At 65.4% G+C, this 21,201-nt stretch carries 21 protein-coding genes and 1 riboswitch; of the genes, 1 reads left to right on the top strand and 20 read right to left on the bottom strand.

The annotated features are described in order from the left end of the window. Window positions 1–2: 2 nt before the first annotated feature. The 20 genes from LY632_RS05440 to LY632_RS05345 all read right to left on the bottom strand — a co-directional run bounded on the left by LY632_RS05440 (window position 3) and on the right by LY632_RS05345 (window position 19,853). Window positions 3–422, bottom strand: coding sequence for a GPW/gp25 family protein (locus LY632_RS05440; protein ID WP_234092790.1), 420 nt, complete (start codon window positions 420–422; stop codon window positions 3–5). A 3-nt stretch (window positions 423–425) separates the two neighbouring features. Next, window positions 426–2,009, bottom strand: coding sequence for a hypothetical protein (locus tag LY632_RS05435; RefSeq protein WP_234092789.1), 1,584 nt, complete (start codon window positions 2,007–2,009; stop codon window positions 426–428). Continuing rightward, window positions 2,003–2,671 (bottom strand): phage baseplate assembly protein V, encoded by a 669-nt coding sequence (locus tag LY632_RS05430; protein ID WP_234092788.1) that lies wholly within the window; start codon window positions 2,669–2,671, stop codon window positions 2,003–2,005. Before LY632_RS05430 ends, LY632_RS05435 begins: the two co-directional genes overlap by 7 nt. Before the next feature lies 1 nt (window position 2,672). Continuing rightward, complete coding sequence (locus LY632_RS05425) at window positions 2,673–3,761, bottom strand: phage late control D family protein (RefSeq protein ID WP_234092787.1); 1,089 nt, start codon at window positions 3,759–3,761, stop codon at window positions 2,673–2,675. A gap of 12 nt (window positions 3,762–3,773) precedes the next feature. Continuing rightward, a complete protein-coding gene (locus LY632_RS05420; RefSeq protein WP_234092786.1) occupies window positions 3,774–3,944 on the bottom strand; it encodes a hypothetical protein in 171 nt (56 codons plus the stop codon). A 4-nt stretch (window positions 3,945–3,948) separates the two neighbouring features. Next, entirely contained in the window at window positions 3,949–5,154 is a 1,206-nt protein-coding gene (locus tag LY632_RS05415; protein WP_234092785.1) for a hypothetical protein, read from the bottom strand. Next, window positions 5,151–5,636, bottom strand: coding sequence for a phage tail protein (locus tag LY632_RS05410; protein WP_234092784.1), 486 nt, complete (start codon window positions 5,634–5,636; stop codon window positions 5,151–5,153). The genes LY632_RS05415 and LY632_RS05410 overlap by 4 nt, the downstream gene beginning before the upstream one ends. Beyond that, window positions 5,633–7,453: a hypothetical protein gene (locus LY632_RS05405; RefSeq protein WP_234092783.1), complete on the bottom strand. Its 1,821-nt coding sequence runs from the start codon at window positions 7,451–7,453 to the stop codon at window positions 5,633–5,635. Before LY632_RS05405 ends, LY632_RS05410 begins: the two co-directional genes overlap by 4 nt. A 12-nt stretch (window positions 7,454–7,465) precedes the next feature. Then, entirely contained in the window at window positions 7,466–7,921 is a 456-nt protein-coding gene (locus LY632_RS05400; RefSeq protein ID WP_234092782.1) for a phage tail protein, read from the bottom strand. An 11-nt stretch (window positions 7,922–7,932) separates the two neighbouring features. After that, a complete protein-coding gene (locus LY632_RS05395) occupies window positions 7,933–9,723 on the bottom strand; it encodes a phage tail sheath subtilisin-like domain-containing protein (RefSeq protein WP_234092781.1) in 1,791 nt (596 codons plus the stop codon). An 18-nt stretch (window positions 9,724–9,741) separates the two neighbouring features. After that, window positions 9,742–10,608, bottom strand: coding sequence for a hypothetical protein (locus LY632_RS05390; protein ID WP_234092780.1), 867 nt, complete (start codon window positions 10,606–10,608; stop codon window positions 9,742–9,744). Next, window positions 10,608–11,198, bottom strand: a complete 591-nt coding sequence (locus LY632_RS05385) for a DUF4255 domain-containing protein (RefSeq protein ID WP_234092779.1) — start codon at window positions 11,196–11,198, stop codon at window positions 10,608–10,610. Before LY632_RS05385 ends, LY632_RS05390 begins: the two co-directional genes overlap by 1 nt. A gap of 3 nt (window positions 11,199–11,201) precedes the next feature. Continuing rightward, window positions 11,202–11,489 (bottom strand): DUF3467 domain-containing protein, encoded by a 288-nt coding sequence (locus LY632_RS05380; protein ID WP_234092778.1) that lies wholly within the window; start codon window positions 11,487–11,489, stop codon window positions 11,202–11,204. Between the two features lie 217 nt (window positions 11,490–11,706). After that, window positions 11,707–13,014, bottom strand: coding sequence for a sigma-54 dependent transcriptional regulator (locus LY632_RS05375; protein WP_234092777.1), 1,308 nt, complete (start codon window positions 13,012–13,014; stop codon window positions 11,707–11,709). A 406-nt stretch (window positions 13,015–13,420) separates the two neighbouring features. Continuing rightward, window positions 13,421–14,359: a DmsC/YnfH family molybdoenzyme membrane anchor subunit gene (locus tag LY632_RS05370; protein WP_234092776.1), complete on the bottom strand. Its 939-nt coding sequence runs from the start codon at window positions 14,357–14,359 to the stop codon at window positions 13,421–13,423. A gap of 29 nt (window positions 14,360–14,388) precedes the next feature. Beyond that, a complete protein-coding gene (locus tag LY632_RS05365; RefSeq protein WP_305040828.1) occupies window positions 14,389–15,132 on the bottom strand; it encodes a 4Fe-4S dicluster domain-containing protein in 744 nt (247 codons plus the stop codon). Further along, a complete protein-coding gene (locus LY632_RS05360; protein WP_234092775.1) occupies window positions 15,129–17,999 on the bottom strand; it encodes a molybdopterin oxidoreductase family protein in 2,871 nt (956 codons plus the stop codon). Before LY632_RS05360 ends, LY632_RS05365 begins: the two co-directional genes overlap by 4 nt. Before the next feature lie 65 nt (window positions 18,000–18,064). Beyond that, window positions 18,065–18,478, bottom strand: a complete 414-nt coding sequence (locus tag LY632_RS05355; RefSeq protein ID WP_234092774.1) for a DUF6691 family protein — start codon at window positions 18,476–18,478, stop codon at window positions 18,065–18,067. Beyond that, window positions 18,475–18,924 carry a YeeE/YedE family protein gene (locus tag LY632_RS05350; protein ID WP_234092773.1) on the bottom strand — a complete coding sequence of 150 codons (450 nt, stop codon included), beginning with the start codon at window positions 18,922–18,924 and terminating at the stop codon, window positions 18,475–18,477. Before LY632_RS05350 ends, LY632_RS05355 begins: the two co-directional genes overlap by 4 nt. After that, a complete protein-coding gene (locus tag LY632_RS05345) occupies window positions 18,921–19,853 on the bottom strand; it encodes an MBL fold metallo-hydrolase (RefSeq protein ID WP_234092772.1) in 933 nt (310 codons plus the stop codon). The genes LY632_RS05350 and LY632_RS05345 overlap by 4 nt, the downstream gene beginning before the upstream one ends. 154 nt (window positions 19,854–20,007) lie before the next feature. Continuing rightward, window positions 20,008–20,120: riboswitch (SAM-I-IV-variant riboswitch) on the top strand. A 50-nt stretch (window positions 20,121–20,170) separates the two neighbouring features. Between LY632_RS05345 and tdh the strand changes: the two genes are divergently transcribed. Beyond that, a complete protein-coding gene (tdh, locus tag LY632_RS05340) occupies window positions 20,171–21,196 on the top strand; it encodes an L-threonine 3-dehydrogenase (RefSeq protein ID WP_234092771.1) in 1,026 nt (341 codons plus the stop codon). Window positions 21,197–21,201 lie beyond the last annotated feature (5 nt).

Below are 21,201 nucleotides of genomic sequence, written 5' to 3'. Positions count from 1 at the left end.
GGTCAGCTTCCCAGGACTAGGTCGAAATTGAACTGTGCAGCGGTGCCGGTGCGGCGGATGCGGTAGGCCAGCTCGACCCGCACCGCGTCGGGGCGGCCTTCGACCTCCCACACATCGACCGCGTCGAGCATGATCCGCCGCTCCCACCGCGCCACCGCCTTTTGCACCAGGTCGCGGATGCGCCGCCGCGTGCCGAGCGTGTTGGGCTCGTGCAGCATCGCCTGCAGCCCTGCGCCGAAGCTGGGGTGGAGCAGCATTTCGCCGGGGTGGGTGAGCAGGATGACCTTGATCTGGTCGCGGATCGAGCGATCGAGATCGGGATAGGGCAGAGCACCTGCCACCGGCACCGGGGCCAGTGGCCAGCCGAGCTGGAGCCGGGGAAGGTGCGACGGGCGCGGATCGGTGAGGGGATTGCTCGCCATCGCCTATACCTTCTTCGGAAAGGGGATGCAGATGCGGATGAACGGCAGCCACCAGAACAGGATGTGAAACAGCGCGAGGAAGATCTGCAGCACGATGAAGGCGCAGATGGTGATGATCGGGATCGAGAAGCCGCAGATCATTCCGAAGCCCAGCTTGTCGGGCGGCTGCTCGCCTTCCATCAGCTTGTCGAGCTTGAGGCCCGACATGAACTTCTGGATTTCCTCTGGCACCTTGAAGGCCACGTTGGGGGTGATCTTGCCCATCAGGTTCGACGGGCTGGGCAGTTCGATCACCCGCGGCGGAGCCTCTCCCCCTTCATACCAGGGAACGATCTCGATCGGCTGACGCGGTGCGGTCCACACGGTCTGCGGAGGGCAGCCGCAGTCCGACCGGTCGACCCGGACAAAGGCCTGCAATTCATAGCGCGCATCGAGGTTCTGGTACCGCGTCTCGCCGGGGCTGAGCTCGGTCCAGCGGGCGGTAACCGCTTGCAGCGCGGCGGAGACAAAGCCGCTTTCCTGTGCGGCGGTGAAGCTGGGCCAGTTGATCGGCAATGGCTGGCTGGGGAAGGCCGGATTGCGCTCGACCAGCGAGCGGTTGGCGGATTTCAAGAATTCGTAGAAGCCGGTCGCTTGAGAGGAGCCATGCAACGTGACCGAGTGCTGGCTCAGCGCATTGCGCAGCGCGCTGCTGGCCGCATCCTCCAGAAACAGCCCGGTTTCCTGCGAGAGGTAACGCAGTGCACCGAGGATGACGTCGAGCGAGGATGAGGGATTGGCCGCCTCGACCGCTGCGACCGTCCGGTTCGATTGCGGCGTGACCGCGCCGTCGCTGGCGATCCGTCCGCTGCTCCACAGCAAGCTGGGCAGGCGCGCCGCGATATCGGCCCGCTCGAAGGGGGCCGGGGGCATTGCATCAGCTTCGGAGCGTTCGTCCGAGGTGACCGGCAGATAGCCATAGTAGACGGTCTTGCCGAGCTTGCGGCAGAGATCCTCCGGCGCGGCGAACAGCGGAGTGAAGACCTCGTCCGCCTGTGCCTCGTCATTAATCAGCGCCACCGCTTGGCCCAGCACCTTGCCGTTGCGGCCCTGCGCGGCGAGCTGGCGGTATTGCGCCGCCACATCGGGGGCGAAGCGCCCGGTCCCGCCGGTGACAGGCCGCCAGCCGAGGATACGCCCTTCGCGCGTCTTCCAGCCGTAAAGGCCCGAGGCATAGCTCTTAAATGTATCTCCGCGACCAGCGCGGGCGGCCTCGGCTGTGCTGACGCGGCGGCGCAGGGTCATCCCTGCCCCGAGGATCTTCTTCGGATCGATCCGCGGCAGGCCCTCGACTTCGCAGGCGACTTCGACCGCGACGATATTGAAGGCGCGGTGGACCGGCTGGAAGAAGCGCGGCTGGCCCGCGCTGTTGACCCGGGCAAAGGCATCGCGCGGCCCCAGCGCGGCCCGCCCGCTGTCCGTCTCCAGCCGCGACAGAAACCAGCCGAGGAAGTCCTGCTCGATGATCGACAGCACTGTGGGCCCGGCCGTGTCGGTCTGGAGCCCGGGCAGCGACAGCCCACGCAGGATGACGGAGTGCCCTACCATATGTTGCCCGCCCCCGGGGTATAGGTCGAGGCAACCACGGTGGTGGCGATCAGCGTGTCGCACTGGACGACGCCGGAGAACCTGGACATCCCGGCATTGACCGTAACCATACCCGAATTGATCTCGACAGTGCTGGCGTCGATCTTGACCTGCGCGCCGGTCTGGACGGTGACCCCGCTAGGCTCGATGGTCATGCTGGAGGAGCCGTTGGTGACTTCCACCTTGTTGCCGGAATCGGTCACCGTGACCTTGACCCCGCCAGCGGTCTCCATGGTGATTTCGGAGGCCTGGCTTTCGTCCATGATGAAGTGGGTGCCGCCGCTCCCGGTCAGGCTCCAGCGCTTGACCGCGCCGCTCTGGGTCGGCTCGTCATTGGGCGTCGCCTCGCCCGAATAGAGCGCGCCGAGGACGATCGGATAATTGCGATCCCCGGCAATGAAACCGACCACCACCTGGTGCCCGACATCGGGCAGCATCACCGCACCGTGGCCATTGCCGGCGAAAGGCGCGACCACCCTGGCCCAGATCGAACCTTGCTGGTTCTCCGGCCCGGAATAGCCGTGCAGCTTGACCTGCACCCGGTAGATGCCTTGCGGGTCCTGCACATCGATCACTTCACCATAAGCCAGCGTCATGGCGTGGATGGGGGCGAGCATGGTCATCTCAGCCCCTCCAGAATGCGCATTCGGCGCGGAAGTCGGTGGTGTAACCATCGGCGCGGCTGAAGTGGTGCTGCGCGTGGGTGACGTAGTATTTGTTCTCGAACCTCGGCCCGACCCCGGTCACTTCCAGCAGCGTGCCGACGCGCAGGGCCGGATCGCCGGTGACGGTACCCTCGGCACTGACGAAGCGGCGCTGGCGGGCCGAATGCATCGCATCCGCAATGGCCTGCCCTTCCTCCTGCGAGGATACCGCGATCTCGCCGATATGTTCGGAACGCGGCGAGAAATGCTCGGCGAGGAATTCGCTGCCTTTGCGCCCCTCGCCTTCGCCCGACTGCACTCCCGCTCCGCTGGTGACATCGAACCCGGCGTTGGCGGCATGATCCCAGCCGGCCAGCGTCACTTCGCTGACCTGTTCGGCGAGATCAGCGAGCGCGCGAAAGCAGGTCAGCGTCTGCCCGAATTCGACCGCCTTGCTGCCGCGATCGACCAGCGCGCGGGGCGAGATATGCAGTTCGCTGCCGACAATCTGGAAATCGACATCGAACCGCGCGCAGACCCGGCGCAGGAAGCCGAGGTCGGTCTCGTTGGCCTGGAATTCCTGCGCAATGGCATTGTCGAGCTGCGCGGCGACAACCGTCAGCCCGCTTTCCTGCGCCACCGTATCGACCAACCCGCCCAGCGTCGTATCGCTGAACAGCTTGGTCCGGCGCTTCAGTCTTGCAGTCTGGAGCTTGTCTTCTGCCAGAATCACCAATGTCGGGACACTGGCCCCGTCCAGCACCAGCTCCACCCCGGTGATCTGGCCGATGAAGACCTCCTGCGGATCGTGGTTCGGCCCGGTCACCACCCGCACTTCCTTGCCCAGCGTGAGCTTGGTGTTGGAGGACGTCTCGAACGGCATTTCATTGCCCGCGTTCTCGACATTGGCGGCGTTCTTGAACGCCACTTCGAGCGAAGACATGCCGCCTTCGCTCTCGCTCATTTCCATCGACTGCAGCAGCATCGCCGCCATCACGTCTTCCTCGCCGTCCACTTCGAGCCGGGGGACGGCGTTGTAGAACAGCAGGGACTCGGCAGGCGCGTTCATCGTGTCCTTTCCTCAATCGGCGCGGAGGCGCTGGGCCCGGGCCTCGGCGCGGCGGATCTGGGCCTGGACCTGACGCATATCCGGCTTGGCATCGCCGGGCTGTTCGGTTGGAGGCTGGGCGCTGCGCACCGGCGCGACCGGCTTGATCGCTTCGGCGGTGACTTCCTCGATGATGATCGGCATGGCTTCAGCCCTCTCCGAAGGTGATCGACGTGCCGACCTTGGCCGACAGGCTGCCGCCCGCGCTCGCCTTGAGCGAGCCGCCGAGCGAGGCGGTGCCGGTGGTGGCGGTGGTAGCGGCGTTGAAGGTGCCGAGGGTGGCCGGCTTCAGCTCGAGCTTGGGCGGCTTGGTCGAAAGTCCCGCAAAGGCAGCGGCGGTGCCGCCGGTGAAACCTGCGCCTAGTGATGCACCGACCCCGAAACTCGCGCCTGCGCCAAAGCTTGCGCCTGCGCCGGCTCCGAAGCCTGCCCCTGCGCTCGCACCGAAACCGATGCCCGCGGATGCGCCGAAATCCATCCCGGCGGCGCCCGAGGCACCGAATCCGATCCCGGCGCCGCCGCCAATACCGATACCGCCGCCAATCCCGCCGCCGATACCGCCGCCAATCCCGGCGCCAATCCCGGCGCTCAGGCCCCCACCAAGGCTGGCCCCGGCCTGGGCAAAGGCCGCCGGACCCCGGCCCAACTGGCCCCCCGACTTCTCCGGCAAGGCGACCTTGTCGACGCCGGGCTGGCGCGCATCCTCGATGCCGTTGGCGGCTGCGGCAGCATTGTCCATCGGCGCGTCGGGATCGACATCCTGCTCGACTGCGCCCGATGCAAAGGGATCGCTGCTGACCCCGTCGCTGGAAAACGGGCCGGTGTCATTGCCGGCGCTGTCCTGCCCCTGACGCGGATCGAAGCTGCGTTCCTGCTGGGTCAGCGAGATCGAGACCTTGGCCCGCAATGGCACGCCGTCATGGGAGAAGAACTCCAGCGTCTCCGAATAGCTGTCCATGTAGCCCTGGAAGACGATTGCCCCCCAGTCGAACTCGACCACCATCGGCGGTGGCAGCGGATCGCCCCGTTCGACTGCCATGGTGGTGTCGAGGGGCTTTAGGAACTTGGCCACCTGATGCGTCTTCTGCCGCACGTCGAGGCCGCTGTCGGTGGTGTCGAATTGCAGCTCGAGACTGAGCTGGGCCGAGGCTTCGTCAACCAGCTGGGTGGGGCTGTCGCCGCTGCTTTCCTTGAAATTATTCGACAGGGTGATGTCGAGCGTTTCGGGATTGAACTGGACTTCGACCGCCGCCGCATCCTTGGCGCTATCGGACAACTGCGCGCCGTTCTGGTCGGTGCACGGCTTCAGTTTGGCCTTGGCCACGGTCACGCCCTGCCCGGCATCGGCGGTCATGCCGCACCTCCCGGCACCAGTTGCATGCCTTCATGGTTGAGGTGGAGCTCCTCGATCCCGATCTCGCTGGACGATGACGAGAGGTCGGCGCCTTTGAGCTTGATCGGCAGGCAATTGGCGAATTCCCACGCCATGGTGCCCGCACCGCCGATGTCCTCGTCCGCGCCCAACATCACGACGGTAGCGTTGAGGCGGTAGGCGTAGGAACCCGAGGCAACGCCGTGAAACCAGGTCCACAATCCGTGGTCAGCCGTCATCCCCCGCTTGAGCACCAGCGTGGCGAAATTGGTCGGACCCACGCGGTGGATCTCGCCCCAGTTGCGCCCGCCTTCGGTGATGGTGAAAGGCTCCATGCTCGCTTCGAAGCCGCTGACTTCGGAGAACTGGCCCGAACAGACCGGCTGCGCCGCGCCGGAACTCGGATCATCGAGCGTGGTCGCATGAAAATCGACGCGGAAGCGGAACAGCGGCAGGAAGCTCATGCGCCCGCCCTCCGCTGCTCGATGCTGCCCGAGGCGGCGAGCAGGCTGATCTCGATGAATTCGAGCGAGTGCGAAGGCGCGAACGTGACCTCGGCAATGGCGCGTCCGGCGTCGATATCGGCCTGCGACATGGTCTGCGGACCGCACTGCACATCGAAGGCTTCGGGCTCGGTCAGCCCCCGCAGTGCCCCGGCCGAATGCAATTGCCGCATCAGCGTGGTGATCGACATGGCGACATCGCGCCAGAAGCGGTTGCCGTTTGCCTCGAACACGGCAGTCTCGCCCCGGTGCCGGGCGGCGCGCAGGATCAGGCCCGTCAGGCGGCGGATATTGGCCTGGTTGAAACTGCCCGGATCGGTCGTGCGGTCGGACAGGATCGTCGGCCCGCGCACGCCGTAGCCGATGACGCTGAGCTGCGGGGACGTGTCGAAACCCAGCATGGTAGGCGCGGCATAGGGCCGCTGTGAAGGTGCAAGGGTGCGCCCAGCCACGGTCCGCCAGGCCCCGCTCGCCAAGGTGGAGGCAGCGATATGTCCCGCCAGCAGGCCGTCGGCAGGGCTGGCCCCGGCAGGCATGTCGCGCGCTTCGTTGCTGGCAATCCAGGGCGCGGCGATTTGCAGTTGGCGGTGGGCCATGCCCTGTCCGCCATTGCCCGAGGTCACGACCCCGAGCGCCTCGTGCGCCGTCAGCACCTCCGCATCCTCGTCCACCAAGGGTAGCGCAGTGACGACCATGGCCTCGGGCGTGATCCGCTCGACCTGCTCCGCTGCCCAGACCACGATACGCGACCACAGCTCCAGCCCCCCGGCATTGACCGAGGCAGGGCGCGCTTGCCGGATCGCGCCGTTGATGGTCGCGGGCGGCTCGGGCGCGCAGGGGGCGAAGGTCTCCCTGGGTCGGGGCGAGGTCTCGGTCTCGGGCACCAGTGCGGGTACCGTTGCGACGAGATCGGGCAGATCGGGCAGCAGGACCAACGCGATGTCCTGCAAGCCGTGAAGATGCGCCAGGCCATGCCAGGGATCGCGGGTCGGGAATTCGGCTGGGAGTTGCGGCAGGACCGTGCCGAGCAGGTCGGCCAGCGATGCCGCCCCGGCGCCGTATTCCCCGCCTACCAGCGTCGCCAATGCGTTCACACGGCCGCGCTCGCGGGCAAACAGCGGCACGGGATCACCCATCCGAACGATCACCGCCTCGCGCCCGCCGCTGGTAAAAAAGCTGCGCAGCGCTACCCCCATCGGCGCACCGACCGCTTGCGAGGCGGCAGTGGCTGCGACCGGGAAGCCAAGCGCTGTGTGGGTATAGACCGTCAGCGAACCGGGGGTCGCTCCGAGGCGGCGGAAAACCAGCGCTGCCGTTCCGTTGAGCACCGGGTCGATGGTCACGGCAATCCCGCCGAGGGCCGCATTGAGCAAGTCTCTCAACTGCACCCTGGTGAAGCTGCCCGCCGTCAGTTCGACCCGCTGATCGCTGCCGTCGAGATTGACCACGAACAGCAAACCGCCCTCTGGCAACTCGACGCTGTCAGGCAGCGGACGCGAGCGGACGATCGCGTGCCGATCCATCCTGCCGCCGGTGTCGAACAACTGCTCGACTTCCTCGATCGAGGTCACCCGCACCGGGACATCGGTCAGCGTGTCGTTGGCCCTGGCCGCCCAGCCCTGCCGCGCCAGCCGTGCAGCAACGACATTTCGTGCCCGCAAGCCCTCGTCACCCGCCCGCAGCGGCAGGAAGCCCACGAACATGGCGATATCCATGCGGTTGGGGTCCGCTGCCGCAGCGACGGGCGCGTCGAGAAAGCTGATGCCGGGAACGTCCACCAGTCAGGCCCTTCAGGCGACCTGTTCGTAGCGGATATCGCCGACCGACAGCGCCAGTTCCTCCATGGCGACATCGCCGCCACCCTTGGCCGAGAGCGAAGGGCCGGTGTACTTCGTCGGGAAGCAGTCGATGAGGACCCACTTCTGCACGGCGTTGGCCCCGGTCTCATCCATCAGCGTGACGGTGACGGTCTGCTTGGCATCCTCGACCTTGCCGTCCTGGAGGTTCTTGAACATCTGGAAGACAGCGTCGGAATTGATGATCCCGCGTTTCAGCGTCACATCGGACACTTTGAACATGCCGGGGATCTTGGTGACGACATTGCGCTTGTCGCTGCCGTTGCGATACTCGGCGACGGTGATCTCGGTGCCGAGCCCCGAAACTTCGGAGAATCCGCCCTCGATATCGCCGTTGCCGAAAGCGACAGTGAAGTTGAAGGCGTTGTAGGGTGCGTTGCGGTCAGGCATGATTTACCTCCTTAGCTCGTGGCATCGGCGGTCTTCTGACCGATGCGGAAGATGACGAATTCGGCTGGCTTGATCGCGGCGATGCCGATCTCGCAGATCAGGCGGCCGTTATCCAAATCGGCCTGGGTCATGGTCGAGCGGTCGCAGCGCACGAAATAGGCCTCTTCCGGGGTCGCGCCGAGGAGCGCGCCCGAACGCCATTCGGCGAACAGGAAGGACGAAATCGTGTCCGTGATGTTGGACCACAGCGCCGGCCCGTTGGGTTCGAACACCGCCCATTGGGTGGAACGGTCGATCGAGTTCTCGACATAGTTGAAGTAGCGCCGCACGTTGACATAGATCCACTCGGGATCGCTGCTGATGGTGCGCGCGCCCCATACCCGGTTGCCGCGGCCGAAAAAGCTGCGCAGGCAGTTGATGCCTTCGGGATTGAGCACTTCCTGCTCGCCCTTGGACAACTCGCGCTCGAACCGCAGCGCCCCGCGCACGACTTCGTTGGCGGGCGCCTTCCACACCCCGCGCTGGATGTCGTTGCGGGCATAGATGCCGCAAATGAAGCCTGATGGCGGCAACACCAGTTCCTTGGGGATCGTGTCGTCCGACGGCCGGGCCGACGGATTCGGAACGACAACCCACGGATAATAGAGCGCGGCATATTTGCTATCGATCGCCGCCCGCACATCGCGGGCATCGCCGACCGAGGCCCCGGCCTGCGTGTCCAGCACGGCAATACGATAGCGCATCCGTTCCGCATGCGAGATCAGCGCAAGGCGGGTGCCAGCAGCGGCGCCGCTGTTGGCCGAGCTGCCGGGTGCAGCGACGATGGCGACATCGCTCACTTCCTCGACCAATGCGAGCGCTTCCTCGTAACTGAGGTTTTGCGGGTCGGCGTCGCTGGTCACGCTGGCATCGCCATCGACCCCGCCGGTAAGCTGGTATGGCACTCTGACTTCGTCATCGTCGCCGAACAGCGCTGCGCGCAGCGCGTGGGCAGTCGGGTCGGGATCGTCGTCGAACCAATATGGCTGCGCCAGAGCCGCGCCCCGGCTGGTCGGGTTGCGCGGCAGGGCGTCGGCCAAACGCCTCGGATGGCCGGGACCGAGACCGAGGCCCTCGATAACGATCGGTCCGCCCTCGGCATCGTCGTCGGCACTTCCGGCTCCGGGCCGGATCTCCAGGTTTACTGTGACAAGCCGGGCATCGGCGGGCACCGCCCCCAGATCGAGCGCGTCCGTTCCGTCCCCAATCGGTGCCTCGACGTTCCACACTCCGTCCGCCGCCTTGACGAAATAGTTGCTGCCGCCGGACTGGACCATCGAACCGGTCGGCGCGGCATTGAGCGTAGTGGCCGTAGCCGGGGTCAGCTTCTGGTACGCGAGGACAAAGCCGTTGAGACCCGATCCCGGCGAGCGGGCGCGGAAGCTGGCGACGGTCGCGTCACCGGAATCGACGACATTGGCGCTTGCGGAATTGGCCTCGATTGTGCGGGTCGAAGGCGTGGTTATCTGGCGCGCCGTAAATGTTCGCGCGACGTAGAGCCGCCCGCTGCCGTTATCGAAGAAGGCCTTGGCCGCATGCGCCATATAGTTGGGCGTATCGGTGGTCCCGATCCGCAGATTGGCCAGCCCGCCATAGATCCGCTCGAACTCGCCGAAGCTTGTGATGACATCGGAAACCATGCCGAGGGGGCCCTTGCGGGTCGGCCCGACGAAGGCGGTGGTGCTGGTGCCCACCCCCTGGATCGACTTGGCGCGAAAGCTAGTCTCTTCGACATAGACGCCAGGAGCTAGATATTCAGGCATGACAGGACCTTTCGTTTCCTATGGCTTGAGTTTCAGCGTGAAGCCGAGGCCGTCCGCGAGAATGCGGCCAGTCTCCAGCTCGACAGTCGGCAGGCTCCCGCTGACGGGCACCCATTGCTGGCCGGAGGCAGTGATCGTGTCCGGGTCGGTCGGCCATGGACGGCCCGGAGCGGTTTCGATGAGCAGCTTGGTGACGACTTTCTTGGTCCCGACCGGGGCAGGCGGTGGCGGGGGACCACCGCCGCCACCCCCGCCGCCGCCGCCGCCGCCACCTCCACCGCCCGGGGGCGGCGGCGGAGGCGGGGGCGGAGGAGAGGTCGTGAAGTCTATGATCGGGATGCCGACCGCGAGCGCGAGCACCTCGCCACGCTCGTCGGCGATGCCGCTACCGAGCAGCTGGTCGTCGCTCGCCCGCAGCAGGCTGATCCGCGCACCGGCGAGGGGTTCGGTGGCGCTGCCGACCTTGCGCTTGAGCGAAGCGCGGACGCCCGACCAGTTCTGGCCCACACGCGCCGCGGGCCCGGCGAACATCCTGACCTGGATCGCTTCACCAGCCACCGGGCCGCGCGGCAAGGCGACGGATACGATGCGGGGGACATAGCGCCCGCCCGGATCGGTGATGGTGATGGGAAAGCTGAGTGCCCCGATGGCGAGACCCGCGGGGGCTGCATCGAAGGCCAGCAGGTGTTCAGCCAGTTGGCGCTCCTGCGCGGTACGCGGCACCATCGCGTTGATCACGAACAGCCCGGCGCGGTTGCGGACGAAGCTGAGGCTTGGCGAGGAGAGCACCAATGGTGCGGTGATCCGCTCCGCTGTCGCTGCATCGACCAGCTCCAGCGCGGCCAGCACCCGGCGGTCGAGCAAGGAGCGCGAAGGCGCGAGCATCAGGCGTCCTCCCCTTGCATCTGGGCATGTTCGAAGCGGGTGGCGATGACATTGGGCGCATCGTCCGCCGGCGGCGCATCGATATGCACGACGCGGGCGACATAGGTGGTGGAGAGACGGTAAGTCGGCTCCATCACGTCCCAGATCCGGCACAGGTCTTCTTGCGTGATGTTGGTCGGCGAGATCTGGATGCTCTCGTCATTGCGCCAGCCGCCGACCTGCATCAGCGTCGAGGCATCCAGGTTGGGGTTCCAGTGCAGCTGCGCCATCACCCAGGCCATCAACATCTGTTCGGTGTGCTTCGAGTCCGACCAGACCGTGACCATGTAATGGAGGTCGAGCGGCAGGGCGCGCGCGGTCGGCGGGTTCTTGCGGCCCGAGCCTGCCGGATGCAGATATTGCGCAATCGACATGCGATACAGGAACAGCGAGATCGTGTTCTCGGTGAAGCTGTCGGCCTCGGCAAAGTCGGCGCTCTTGGCCAGCTCGAACCGGCACGGATGATCGGCGCGCAATGTGGCCGGATAGATGTTGCGCAGGTACTGGACCAGCGATTCCCCGACCGAATAGGCTGCCGAAAATCCCGCCATCGCTCAGCCCTCCGCCTCGGGTCGATGACCCTCGGAACCTTGCTCGTAGGTCGCATCGTAGCGTGCGCACTCGGCACGGATGAGCGCGCCCATCTGGCGGAAATAGCTGGGCGAAGTGATCATCCGGCTGGTCACGCGGACCGACTGATCGGCTTCGGACGCCTGGCCAAAATCGAGTTCCGCCGTCGTCAGCGAAAGATTGACGGTGCAATGGTTGAAATAGACCCGCGCGTCATCGACGCTGGAAGCGGCTTCTCGTGCTCGCGCGGAGTGCTCCTCGTCGTCGGACACGGTGGCCGGCTCTCCCTCCCCTGCGCGGTTGTGCGCGGGGACAGCGGAGCAAACGCCGTGCCAGAATCCACTTCATTGACTCAGCCATGCAATTCTCGGGAGAGTGTCACAGGAGCAGTGTCACATGGTACGTATCGAACATGTGACAGCCCCGACTGTGACACAGCTGCGCCGCCGCGAAGCCGGTGCGCTGGGGCAGCCTGATTTTCGGGGATGTCTATCCGCGATGCAGGTGGCGGTACAAGGTCATGCGCGAACAGCCGAGCTGGCGCGCGGCCTCGCTCTTGTTGCCACGGCAGCCCTGCAAGGCACGATCGATCGCGCTGGCGGTCAACGCGTGAGCGGGTGCTCGTTCCGACGGAACATTGCCGGCACACGGAACCTTGCGATCCAGGGCAAAATCACCCGCCGAGAGCTGACTGTCCATACAACCGAGGAGGGCAACCTCGATGGCATTGCGCAATTCGCGCGCATTGCCGGGCCAGCCGTGGCTCCGCAGCAGCTTGCTCGCGTCTTCACGCAAGCCGGGAACCGGACCTGCAGCGGAGGAAAATTCGCTCAGGAAAAAACGCGCCAGCGGGACGATATCGTCAGGTCTGGCGGCCAGCGGAGGCACTTCGATCCGGGCGACCGCGATGCGGTAATAGAGATCGCTGCGGAAGCGCCCGGCGGCGACTTCGTCCTCCAGCTTGCGATTGGTCGCCGCGATGATGCGGATGTCGAAGTCGTGCGGCTGCCGCCCGCCCAGGCGATAGCATTGGCGGGCCTCGATGGCGCGCAGCAGCTTGACCTGCCCGGACAGGCTCAGTTCGCCGATCTCGTCGAGGAACAGCGTGCCGCCATGCGCCAGCGCCAGCTTGCCCGGGTAGGAATTGACTGCACCGCTGAAGGCGCCTTTCTCGTAGCCGAAGAATTCGCCTTCGATCAGGTCGTCAGGAATCGCGCCGCAATTGACCGCAATCAGCGGTCCGGTGCGGCGGCGACTCTGGCGATGCAGGGCGAGCGCCACCAGTTCCTTGCCCACGCCGGTCGGCCCCTCGATCAGGGTAGTGGTATCGCCGTGGCTGAGCAGCCGTATGCGTTCGCGAATGCGTTCCATGGCGCGGCTTTCCCCGGCCAGTCCCAGATCGCCGCCCGCCTTCGGGTCCGCAGCCCCTTCGCGCGGACGGCACTCGCCGAAATGCTGCTTGAGCCGTGCGAGCGCCTCCGGATGCGAGAGGTCGGTGGGGAGCACGTCGCTGGCCCCGGCGCGCAGGCAATCGACGACATGGTCGGCGCGGTCGCGGTCGCCCAGGACGATAGTGGTCATGCCCGGGTGGCGCGCTGTGATCCGGCGCACGACATCGGGATTGTTACCACTGTTGATCAGCGCCATGCGCGCTGCGGGCGCGTGAGCAAGGGCATTCTCGCTGGTGCCGATATGGGAACAGGCAAGATGATGCGCAGAGGCAATCCTGCCCAAATGCCGCGCGTGCAGCATGTCATCATCGATAATGACGATATCGGGGACCGGTCCGTTCTGCATTCCCACCCCAAGACGTACCTGCCAAAAGACCTGGCTGCCTGCGATCGACGTTCTTTCCTTGGACCGGAGCCGATCGCTCCGGTGCCGGACAAGTAGTGCGCAACCCCGTCGTAAGTCGGTTCGTGGTGGAAAGCAGAGCCGGTGTCCCCATGCCGAGCTGCTCCCTGTGCCGCTGTTGGCAATCCTGCGATTGCGTGCGCAGAATTACTCCGATTCGGTTCTTTTGCCAACACGGTTGCGATGGATCGAGCGGCCGGAGGGTTGGCTAATCGCGATAAATGCGCAAGCAAATCAATCGGTCTGGCGAAGTTGTGACAGAGTCAATCGGGCAGGATTATTGCGACGAATCGAGTGGAGTGGGCCTCTATTCGCCCGATGCCTGTGCGGGGATGAACCGAATCTTCGCTCAGACGGCCTGCTCGCCGTAATAGAGGGTTACGGCATGCCTCGCCTCGGCGAAGAACAGCCAGCGTTCGCAGGTGATGCCGATCTGGCAAGAGATGACAGCGACAAGCGACAGGGCCAGAGCTACGGCTGGCTCGCCCACGCCGATCGCCCCGCAAACCGAAAAGATCGGCACGACGAAACCGAGCAGCATGGCGATCCGTCGCAACTTGTCGGCGTGCTTGCGGGCAATGCGGAAGCCCATCTCGCGCAGCAGGTAGTTGTCCATGTCGTGGGGGCTAGCCGTCATCTCGACCTTGCCGAGGTGGCCGAGGCCGGTGGCAGAGCCGATGGTGCTGAGAGGCGGCCCACCGTGAATGTGGTTCCAGTAGGCCGCCTTCACGATCAAGCCTGCAAAAAGCAGCACTAGCGCAATCAAGGTCGCGAGCGCCGCCGCAGCGTCTTGTCCGAACGCATAAAGCAGCAATGTGAGGATAGCCGCCCCGTTCATCGGCCCAAGCACCAGATAGCCTGCGACGGTCCAGCCATTGTGCCAGGCCGGAATGGTCTTGAGCGAAGCATAGATCATCGAGGTGGTGAAGATCGTGAGGAGGCTCATCGCGGCACCTGCAACGCCCAGTGCGGCCGCGACCTGCGGAGGGGCCAGCCCGAAGATCCACGTCAGCGCGAACAGGCCGAGCGGAATGAAGGTCAGGATCGCCGCTACCCCTTCCCGCGAGAGCCAGCTCGAGCGCCACTGCGACAGCGCCCGCCAGGCGCGTTCCGGATGGCCGAGGTGGAAGGTCGAGGACAGCAGACCGCCGATGATCAGGGCGAAGCCGAGGCCAAAGGCGACGAGGCCGAAGGCCATGTCCTGCGGCAGGATGCCCAATGCGGCGAGCACGGCCAGCCAGATCATCATGCCATAGCCGGCACCGCTGGCGGTGGTGAAGAAGATCACGGATTTCGCCGGATGCATCGTTCAGACTTTCACGAAAGGATCTTGTCGACCCAGCGGGCGATCAGGCCCGCGCCGTCCGTTGCTTCGGCGTGATCGAGCATGCGCGGCGCCTTCCCGTCCTCGCCTCGCTGGCGCGGGCGCGGGGGCAGGTACTTGTTGACCGGCTTCGTGCCCTGTTCCGGCATCAGGTCGTAGCCGCCCCGCGCCGCGACCAGTTTCGACACGTCGCTGTCCGGATCGCCCAGATCGCCGAAATGGCGCGCGCCCGAGGGGCAGGTCGAGACGCAGGCCGGGACGCGGCTCGCCTCGGGCAGGGTCTCGTTGTAGATCTTGTCGATGCAGAGCGTGCATTTCTTCATCACGCCCTCCTGCTCGTCATATTCGCGCGCGCCATAGGGGCAGGCCCACGAACAGAGCTTGCAGCCGATGCAGATATCCTCGTTGACCAGCACGATGCCGTCCTCGGTGCGCTTGTAGCTGGCACCGGTCGGGCACACGGTGACGCAGGGCGCATCCTCGCAGTGCAGGCACGAACGGGGGAAGTGGACCGTTTGACCCTGCCCCGCCTCGTCGGTGGTCTCATAGGTATGGATGCGGTTGAACCAGACCCCGTCGGGCTTCTTGCCGTATGGGTCATAGTCTGTCAGCGGCGCGCTCTTGCCCGCGGTGTTCCATTCCTTGCAGTTGACCGCGCAGGCATGGCAGCCGACGCAGATATCGAGATCGATGACGAGGCCGAGCTTCTTGTCGGTGCATTTGGGGAGGCTGGTCATGCGGGCTCCCCCTTCAGCGCTTTACCGAAGTCGGAGGGCCCCTCCGGCGCGCGCTTGTAGCGCGCCAGCGGCTCGAACATCGGCTCAGTTTCGCCCGCCTCATGCACCGCACATTTGCGCAGGCGGACGCGCAGATCGTACCACGCCGCCTGGCCGGTGACGGGGTCGGAGTTGGAGTAGGCCGGCGAGCCTTTCTCCGGCAGCAGCATTTCAGTGATGATGTGGTTCAAGAGGAACCCGCGGGTCATCTCGGGGCTGCCCGGGTCGAGCGCCCAGGCCCCCTTGCGCTTGCCGATAGCGTTCCAGGTCCAGACCACGTTCTCGTTCACCCCGGTCACCAGCTTGACCTGTGCCTTGACCCGGCCGCGCGGGTTCTCGATCCAGACCCAGTCGTCGTCGGCAAGATCGTGCTGCGCTGCCAATGTGCGGTGGACATGCAGCTTGTTGGCCGAGGTGATTTGCCGCAGCCAGGCGTTCTGGCTGCCCCAGCTGTGGTACATGTGCATGGGCCGCTGGCTCAGCGCATGGATCGGGAATTCGTCGCCGCCTTCCTGCGCTTCGAGGAAGGGCTGGTACCAGATCGGCAGCGGGTCGAAATAGGTGTCGATGCGCTGGCGGTGCTCCTCGGGCGGTAGCACCGCACCGTGCCCGCGTGCGGCGAGGCGGAACTTCTGCAGATCCTCGCTGTAAAGCTGGAACACGATCGGGTCGGCATGGCCGATCCACGCCATTTTCTCGGCATATTCAAGGTACTGGCGGTTGGCGAACTTGAAGAACTGCGCCGCCTTGGGCAGCTCTTCATGCCAGAAACAGCCGTTCTCGATATAGCGCAGTATCTGGTCCGGATTCACTTCCCCCACGCCGGACTTGCTGCCATCCTCGCCCCGCCAGCCCGACAACGGCCCCACACCCGGCGCACGTTCGTGGTTGACGATATAGTCCTCGTACCCCCCCGGATATCTGGGTGAACCGTCGGCATTGGTCATGCCCGGCAAGCCAAGCCGCGCGCCGAGGTCGAGCAGCACGGTCTGGAACGGACGCACATCGCGGTCGAGCTCCAGCACCGGCTGGCGGATCGAATCCCCGCCGCCGTGGGCCGAGCTGATCGGCCGGTCGAGCATGGAGATGCAGTCGAACCGTTCGAGATAGGTCGTGTCGGGCAGGATCAGGTCGCAATAGGGCACCGTCTCCGACCAGAAGGCATCGGAATAGATGATCTTCGGGATCACATACTCGCCATCCTCACGCTTCGCCGTGAAATAGCCCAGCGTGTCGGGCACGTTCATCGCGCTGTTCCAGGCCATATTGGCCATGAACAGGAACAGCACATCGATACCGTAGGGGTCCTGCTTCGCCGCATTATGCAGCACCATGTGCATCAGTCCGTGGAGCGCCAGCGGGTGCTCCCAGCTATAGGCCTTGTCGATCCGCAGCGGCTCGCCGTGATGATCGACCACCAGGTCCTCGGGCGATTTGGGGAAGCCGAGCGGTGGGCCATTGAGCGGCACGCCAGCCTCGGCCTGCGGCCAGGCCGGCTTGATGCCGGGCGGGATCGGCTTGGGAAACGGGGCCTTGTAGCGCCAGCCGCCCGGCACATCGACGCTGCCGAGCAGCGCCTGCAGGATGTGGATCGCGCGGCAGGTGTGGAAACCGTTGGAATGCGCCGAGATGCCGCGCATGGCGTGGAAGCTGACCGGGCGGCCGACCATCTGCTTGTGCTTGCGGCCCCAGCTATCGGTCCAAGGCTGGTCGATGACGATCTCCTGCTCGAAGGCGACCTCGGCCAGTTCGGCGGCGATGCGGCGGGTCGTCTCGGCCGGGACCCCGGTGGTTTCCGCCACCGCCTCGGGCGTATACTGCGGATCGAGATAGCGTTCGGCGAGGAACTGGAAACTCGGCACGACCCTGCGGCCATTGACCTCGCGCTCCCCCGCAAAGGCTGGCGTACGGTGCACCGCATTGGCGCGCCGCGCACGATTCTCGTCGAGGCACCAGACCAGCGGCTGGCCGTCCTCGTGCCGCAGGAACAGCCCATCGTCAGGCGCCCCCGGCTCGCAGATCACCAGCCACGGGGCGTTGGAGTAACGGGCGAGGTAGGGAAAATCGATCTTCTCGGCGCGGAGCAGCTCGTGGATGATCGCGAACAGGAACAGTCCGTCGGTGCCGGGGCGGATGCCGATCCATTCGTCGGCGATGGCGCTGTAGCCCGTGCGGACCGGATTGACCGAAACGAACTTGGTCCCCTCCCGCGTCTTGAGCTTGCCCAGCCCCATCTTGATCGGATTGGAATCGTGATCGTCGGCCACGCCGAACATCATGTGATACCTGGTCAGCTCCCAGTCGGGCTCGCCGAATTCCCAGAACGCCCCGCCCAGCGTGTAGAGCCCGCCGGCCGCCATATTGACCGAGCAGAACCCGCCATGGGCAGCATAGTTGTGGGTGCCGAACTGGCTCGCCCACCAGCCGGTCAGCGACTGCGACTGGTCGCGCCCGGTGAAGAAGGCCAGCTTCGACGGATCGCGCTGCCGCACTTCGCCCAGCCATTGGGTCGCCAGTCCGAGTGCTTCGTCCCACTCGATCTCGCGAAACTCGCCCGAGCCGCGCTCGCCCGTGCGCAGCAGCGGCTTGGTCAGCTTGGCCGGCGAGCGCTGATGCATGATCCCGGCGCTGCCCTTGGCGCAGAGGACGCCATTGTTGACCGGGTGATCGGGATTGCCTTCGATATAGCGGATCTGGCCGTTCTTGAGGTGGACCTTGATGCCGCAGCGGCAGGCGCACATGTAGCAGGTCGAGGTCTTGACCTCGTCCGAGACGCGCGGCGAAAGCGCCACATCTTCCTTCACGGTCTCGAACGGATTCAGGCGCATGGTTCTCCCTCGTCAGCGCAGGCTCACCATGTGCCGCAATATCGCGCTTATGTCCACCGGTGGACTTAAGGCACGAACCGTTCGGAAATAACCATGCCCGCCAGCATCGCGGCAATGAAGATAGCGGCTGAAACGGGCTCGATCACAAGCGCAGCCAAAGCTGGCCCCGGACATAATCCGGCGATACCCCAGCCAACTCCGAACAGCGCCGAGCCGCCGATAAGCCGGGGCGTCAGATCGCCCCGGTCAGGCAAGGCAAATGCGGCTCCGAAGAGCGGGCGCACCATGCGCCGCTGAATGCGCCAGGCCATTGCCATCACCAATACTGCCCCGCCCATGACAAAAGCGAGAGTCGGGTCCCAGCGGCCGAAAATGTCGAGAAAACCACGCACCCGTGCGGGATCGGTCATTCCGCCCAGCGCCAATCCCGAACCGAACAACGCGCCGGATACGAGAGGCGGGCCGAACTGGCGGATCATGACAAAACATCCCAGCCGAGGGCATTCATCGCAGCGACCGTGGCGATCCCTGCCGCCATGAAGCTGGCCGTTGCCACCAGCGAACGCTGCGACAGGCGGCTTACCCCGCAGACACCATGGCCGCTGGTGCAACCGCTGCCCAGTCTGGTGCCGATGCCGACCAGCAGACCTGCCAGCACCAACACCAGCGGGCTGGCGAAGCTGGCTTCAAGCCCGCCCTTGAACATCATCACTGCCAGCGCGCCGAGCGGCAGGCCCAACAGGAACAGCCATGCGCTTGATGTCGCCATATTGCCCCCGGATATCCCGGTGGCCCGCGCGGCAATTCCCGAAACTCCGGCGATCCGGCCGGCGCCGAGCAGCATCAGCGCCGCCGCGAGGCCGATCAGCACTCCGCCGGCCAAACCGCCGAGCGGGGCGGCTTCAGGATATCCGGGCAGTATCACAGGGCGTTTACCGGGATCTTGATGTAGCTCACGCCATTGTCCTCCGGCTCTGGCAAGTGCCCGCCCCGGATGTTGACCTGGACGCTGGGCATGATGAGATTGGGCATTGCCAGGGTTTTGTCGCGGCTGGTGCGCATAGCGACGAATTCGTCTTCGTTCACCCCGTCGCGGACATGGACATTGCCTTCGCGCTGCTGGCTGACGGTGGTTTCCCACGCAAACACGTCGCGCCCCGGCGCCTTGTAGTCATGGCACAGGAACAGCCGCGTCTCGCCTGGCAGCGACAGCAGGCGGCGGATCGAGCGGTAGAGCTGGCCCGCGTCGCCGCCGGGGAAATCCGCCCGCGCGGTGCCATAATCGGGCATGAACATGGTGTCGCCAATGAAGGCCGCGTCGCCGATGATGAAGGCCATGTCGGCTGGCGTATGCCCCGGCACATGCAGCGCGATCCCTTCCAGCTCGCCAATGCGAAAAGTCTCGCCATCGGTGAACAGCCGGTCGAACTGCGAACCGTCGCGCTGGAACTCGGTCCCGGCGTTGAACAGCTTGCCGAACACTTCCTGCACCCGCACGATTTCGGCCCCGATGGCCAGGCGGCCGCCGAGCTTGTCCTGCAGATAGGGCGCGGCCGAGAGATGATCGGCATGGGCATGGGTTTCGATCAGCCAATCGACCGTCAGCCCATTCCGCTCGACATACTCGACGATCCGGTCTGCCGAGGCAAACGAGGTCCGGCCTGACGCCGCATCGTAATCAAGCACAGAATCGATCACCGCTGCGCCACCGGTGGCGGGATCGCTGACGACATAGCTGACGGTGAAGGTCGATTCGTCGAAAAATCCGGCAATGGTTGGGCGCCGCTGCACGTCACGCTGCGCCCGCGAGATCTGCGCCGCAGCTTCGGCCAACGGTAGATCGGTCTTGGTCATGGGAGCAACTCCTTCAGGGCCGATATAGGCCCGGCCAGAACCCGCGCCAAGCAGTGCCGCCCGGAGGCAATGAAACGGCCGCGCCGTAACGACCATTTGCCGCTTGCTACCTGCGCGGCGTCCATTATTGGGAGCGCCACGGAACGTGCATGCGTTCCTGCATCGAGAGACGGGCCCCGCAAGGGTCCGCGCCAACCTGCCAGGCCGGCAAGGTGGTGGTCCAGTTCCATCGGACGATGCGGCCCAAGGGCAACCGGTCACGCTGTGCTGGCATCCCCCCAAAGCCTCATCGGCCAGCCAATATTGAGGAGTTTTGAATGAAGGCCCTCGTCAAGTCCAAGCCCGGGATCGGGCTGACCATGGAAGACGTTCCCGTTCCCGCCATCGGCATCAACGATGTGCTGATCAAGGTTCGCCGCACCGCCATCTGCGGTACCGACGTGCATATCTGGAAGTGGGACGAATGGGCCCAGAAGACCATTCCGGTGCCGATGATCGTGGGCCATGAATTCGTCGGCGAGATTGTCGAGACCGGGTCCAACGTCAACGATTTCCACCCCGGCCAGATCGTCTCGGGCGAAGGGCACGTCGTCTGCGGCCGCTGCCGCAACTGCATGGCGGGCCGCCGCCACATGTGCGCCCATGCCGAAGGGATCGGGGTCAACCGCCCGGGCGCCTTTGCCGAGTACCTCGCTCTTCCCGCCGCCAATGTGTGGGTTCACGATCCGAAGATCGACCTCGATGTCGCTTCGCTGTTCGATCCCTATGGCAATGCCGTCCACACCGCGCTGCAGTTCGACGTGCTGGGCGAGGACGTGCTGGTGGTCGGCGCCGGGCCGATCGGGATCATGGCCGCTGCCGTCTGCCGCCATGCCGGGGCGCGGCATGTCGTCATCACCGACCTCAACGACGACCGCCTGGCGCTTGCCGCGAAAATGGGCGCGACCCGCACCGTCAATGTCGGGCGCGAGGATCTGAAGCAGGTGCAGGCCGATCTCGGCATGACCGAAGGCTTCGACGTCGGGCTGGAGATGTCGGGCAGCGAAGCCGGTTTCGCTTCGATGGTCGACAACATGGCGCACGGCGGCAAGATCGCCATCCTCGGGCTGCCGGCGGGCGACGTGCGGATCGACTGGCACAAGGTCATCTTCAACATGCTGACGCTCAAGGGCGTCTATGGCCGCGAGATTTTCGAGACCTGGTACAAGATGCAGGTCTTCATCCAGAGCGGGCTCGACCTGACCCCGATCATCACCCACCGCTTCAAGGCGGACGATTTCGAGCAGGGCTTTGCCGCGATGCTTTCGGGCGAAGCGGCCAAGGTCGTCCTCAACTGGGAGTAGAACCA

It is taken from the genome of Erythrobacter sp. SDW2 (assembly GCF_021431965.1).
Taxonomy (GTDB): Bacteria; Pseudomonadota; Alphaproteobacteria; order Sphingomonadales; family Sphingomonadaceae; genus Parerythrobacter.
This window is presented reverse-complemented; position numbering and strand designations above follow the sequence as displayed.

What these genes read in the sequence shown, in the direction of transcription:
- LY632_RS05430 (WP_234092788.1), bottom strand. Translation starts at nt 2,671, where the DNA reads ATGACCATGCTCGCCCCCATCCACGCCATGACGCTGGCTTATGGTGAA.
- LY632_RS05395 (WP_234092781.1), bottom strand. Translation starts at nt 9,723, where the DNA reads ATGCCTGAATATCTAGCTCCTGGCGTCTATGTCGAAGAGACTAGCTTT.
- LY632_RS05425 (WP_234092787.1), bottom strand. Translation starts at nt 3,761, where the DNA reads ATGAACGCGCCTGCCGAGTCCCTGCTGTTCTACAACGCCGTCCCCCGG.
- LY632_RS05415 (WP_234092785.1), bottom strand. Translation starts at nt 5,154, where the DNA reads ATGACCGCCGATGCCGGGCAGGGCGTGACCGTGGCCAAGGCCAAACTG.
- LY632_RS05410 (WP_234092784.1), bottom strand. Translation starts at nt 5,636, where the DNA reads ATGAGCTTCCTGCCGCTGTTCCGCTTCCGCGTCGATTTTCATGCGACC.
- LY632_RS05355 (WP_234092774.1), bottom strand. Translation starts at nt 18,478, where the DNA reads ATGATCCGCCAGTTCGGCCCGCCTCTCGTATCCGGCGCGTTGTTCGGT.
- LY632_RS05375 (WP_234092777.1), bottom strand. Translation starts at nt 13,014, where the DNA reads ATGCAGAACGGACCGGTCCCCGATATCGTCATTATCGATGATGACATG.
- LY632_RS05360 (WP_234092775.1), bottom strand. Translation starts at nt 17,999, where the DNA reads ATGCGCCTGAATCCGTTCGAGACCGTGAAGGAAGATGTGGCGCTTTCG.
- LY632_RS05365 (WP_305040828.1), bottom strand. Translation starts at nt 15,132, where the DNA reads ATGACCAGCCTCCCCAAATGCACCGACAAGAAGCTCGGCCTCGTCATC.
- tdh (WP_234092771.1), top strand. Translation starts at nt 20,171, where the DNA reads ATGAAGGCCCTCGTCAAGTCCAAGCCCGGGATCGGGCTGACCATGGAA.
- LY632_RS05400 (WP_234092782.1), bottom strand. Translation starts at nt 7,921, where the DNA reads ATGCCTGACCGCAACGCACCCTACAACGCCTTCAACTTCACTGTCGCT.
- LY632_RS05385 (WP_234092779.1), bottom strand. Translation starts at nt 11,198, where the DNA reads ATGGCGGGATTTTCGGCAGCCTATTCGGTCGGGGAATCGCTGGTCCAG.
- LY632_RS05440 (WP_234092790.1), bottom strand. Translation starts at nt 422, where the DNA reads ATGGCGAGCAATCCCCTCACCGATCCGCGCCCGTCGCACCTTCCCCGG.
- LY632_RS05390 (WP_234092780.1), bottom strand. Translation starts at nt 10,608, where the DNA reads ATGCTCGCGCCTTCGCGCTCCTTGCTCGACCGCCGGGTGCTGGCCGCG.
- LY632_RS05435 (WP_234092789.1), bottom strand. Translation starts at nt 2,009, where the DNA reads ATGGTAGGGCACTCCGTCATCCTGCGTGGGCTGTCGCTGCCCGGGCTC.
- LY632_RS05345 (WP_234092772.1), bottom strand. Translation starts at nt 19,853, where the DNA reads ATGACCAAGACCGATCTACCGTTGGCCGAAGCTGCGGCGCAGATCTCG.
- LY632_RS05420 (WP_234092786.1), bottom strand. Translation starts at nt 3,944, where the DNA reads ATGCCGATCATCATCGAGGAAGTCACCGCCGAAGCGATCAAGCCGGTC.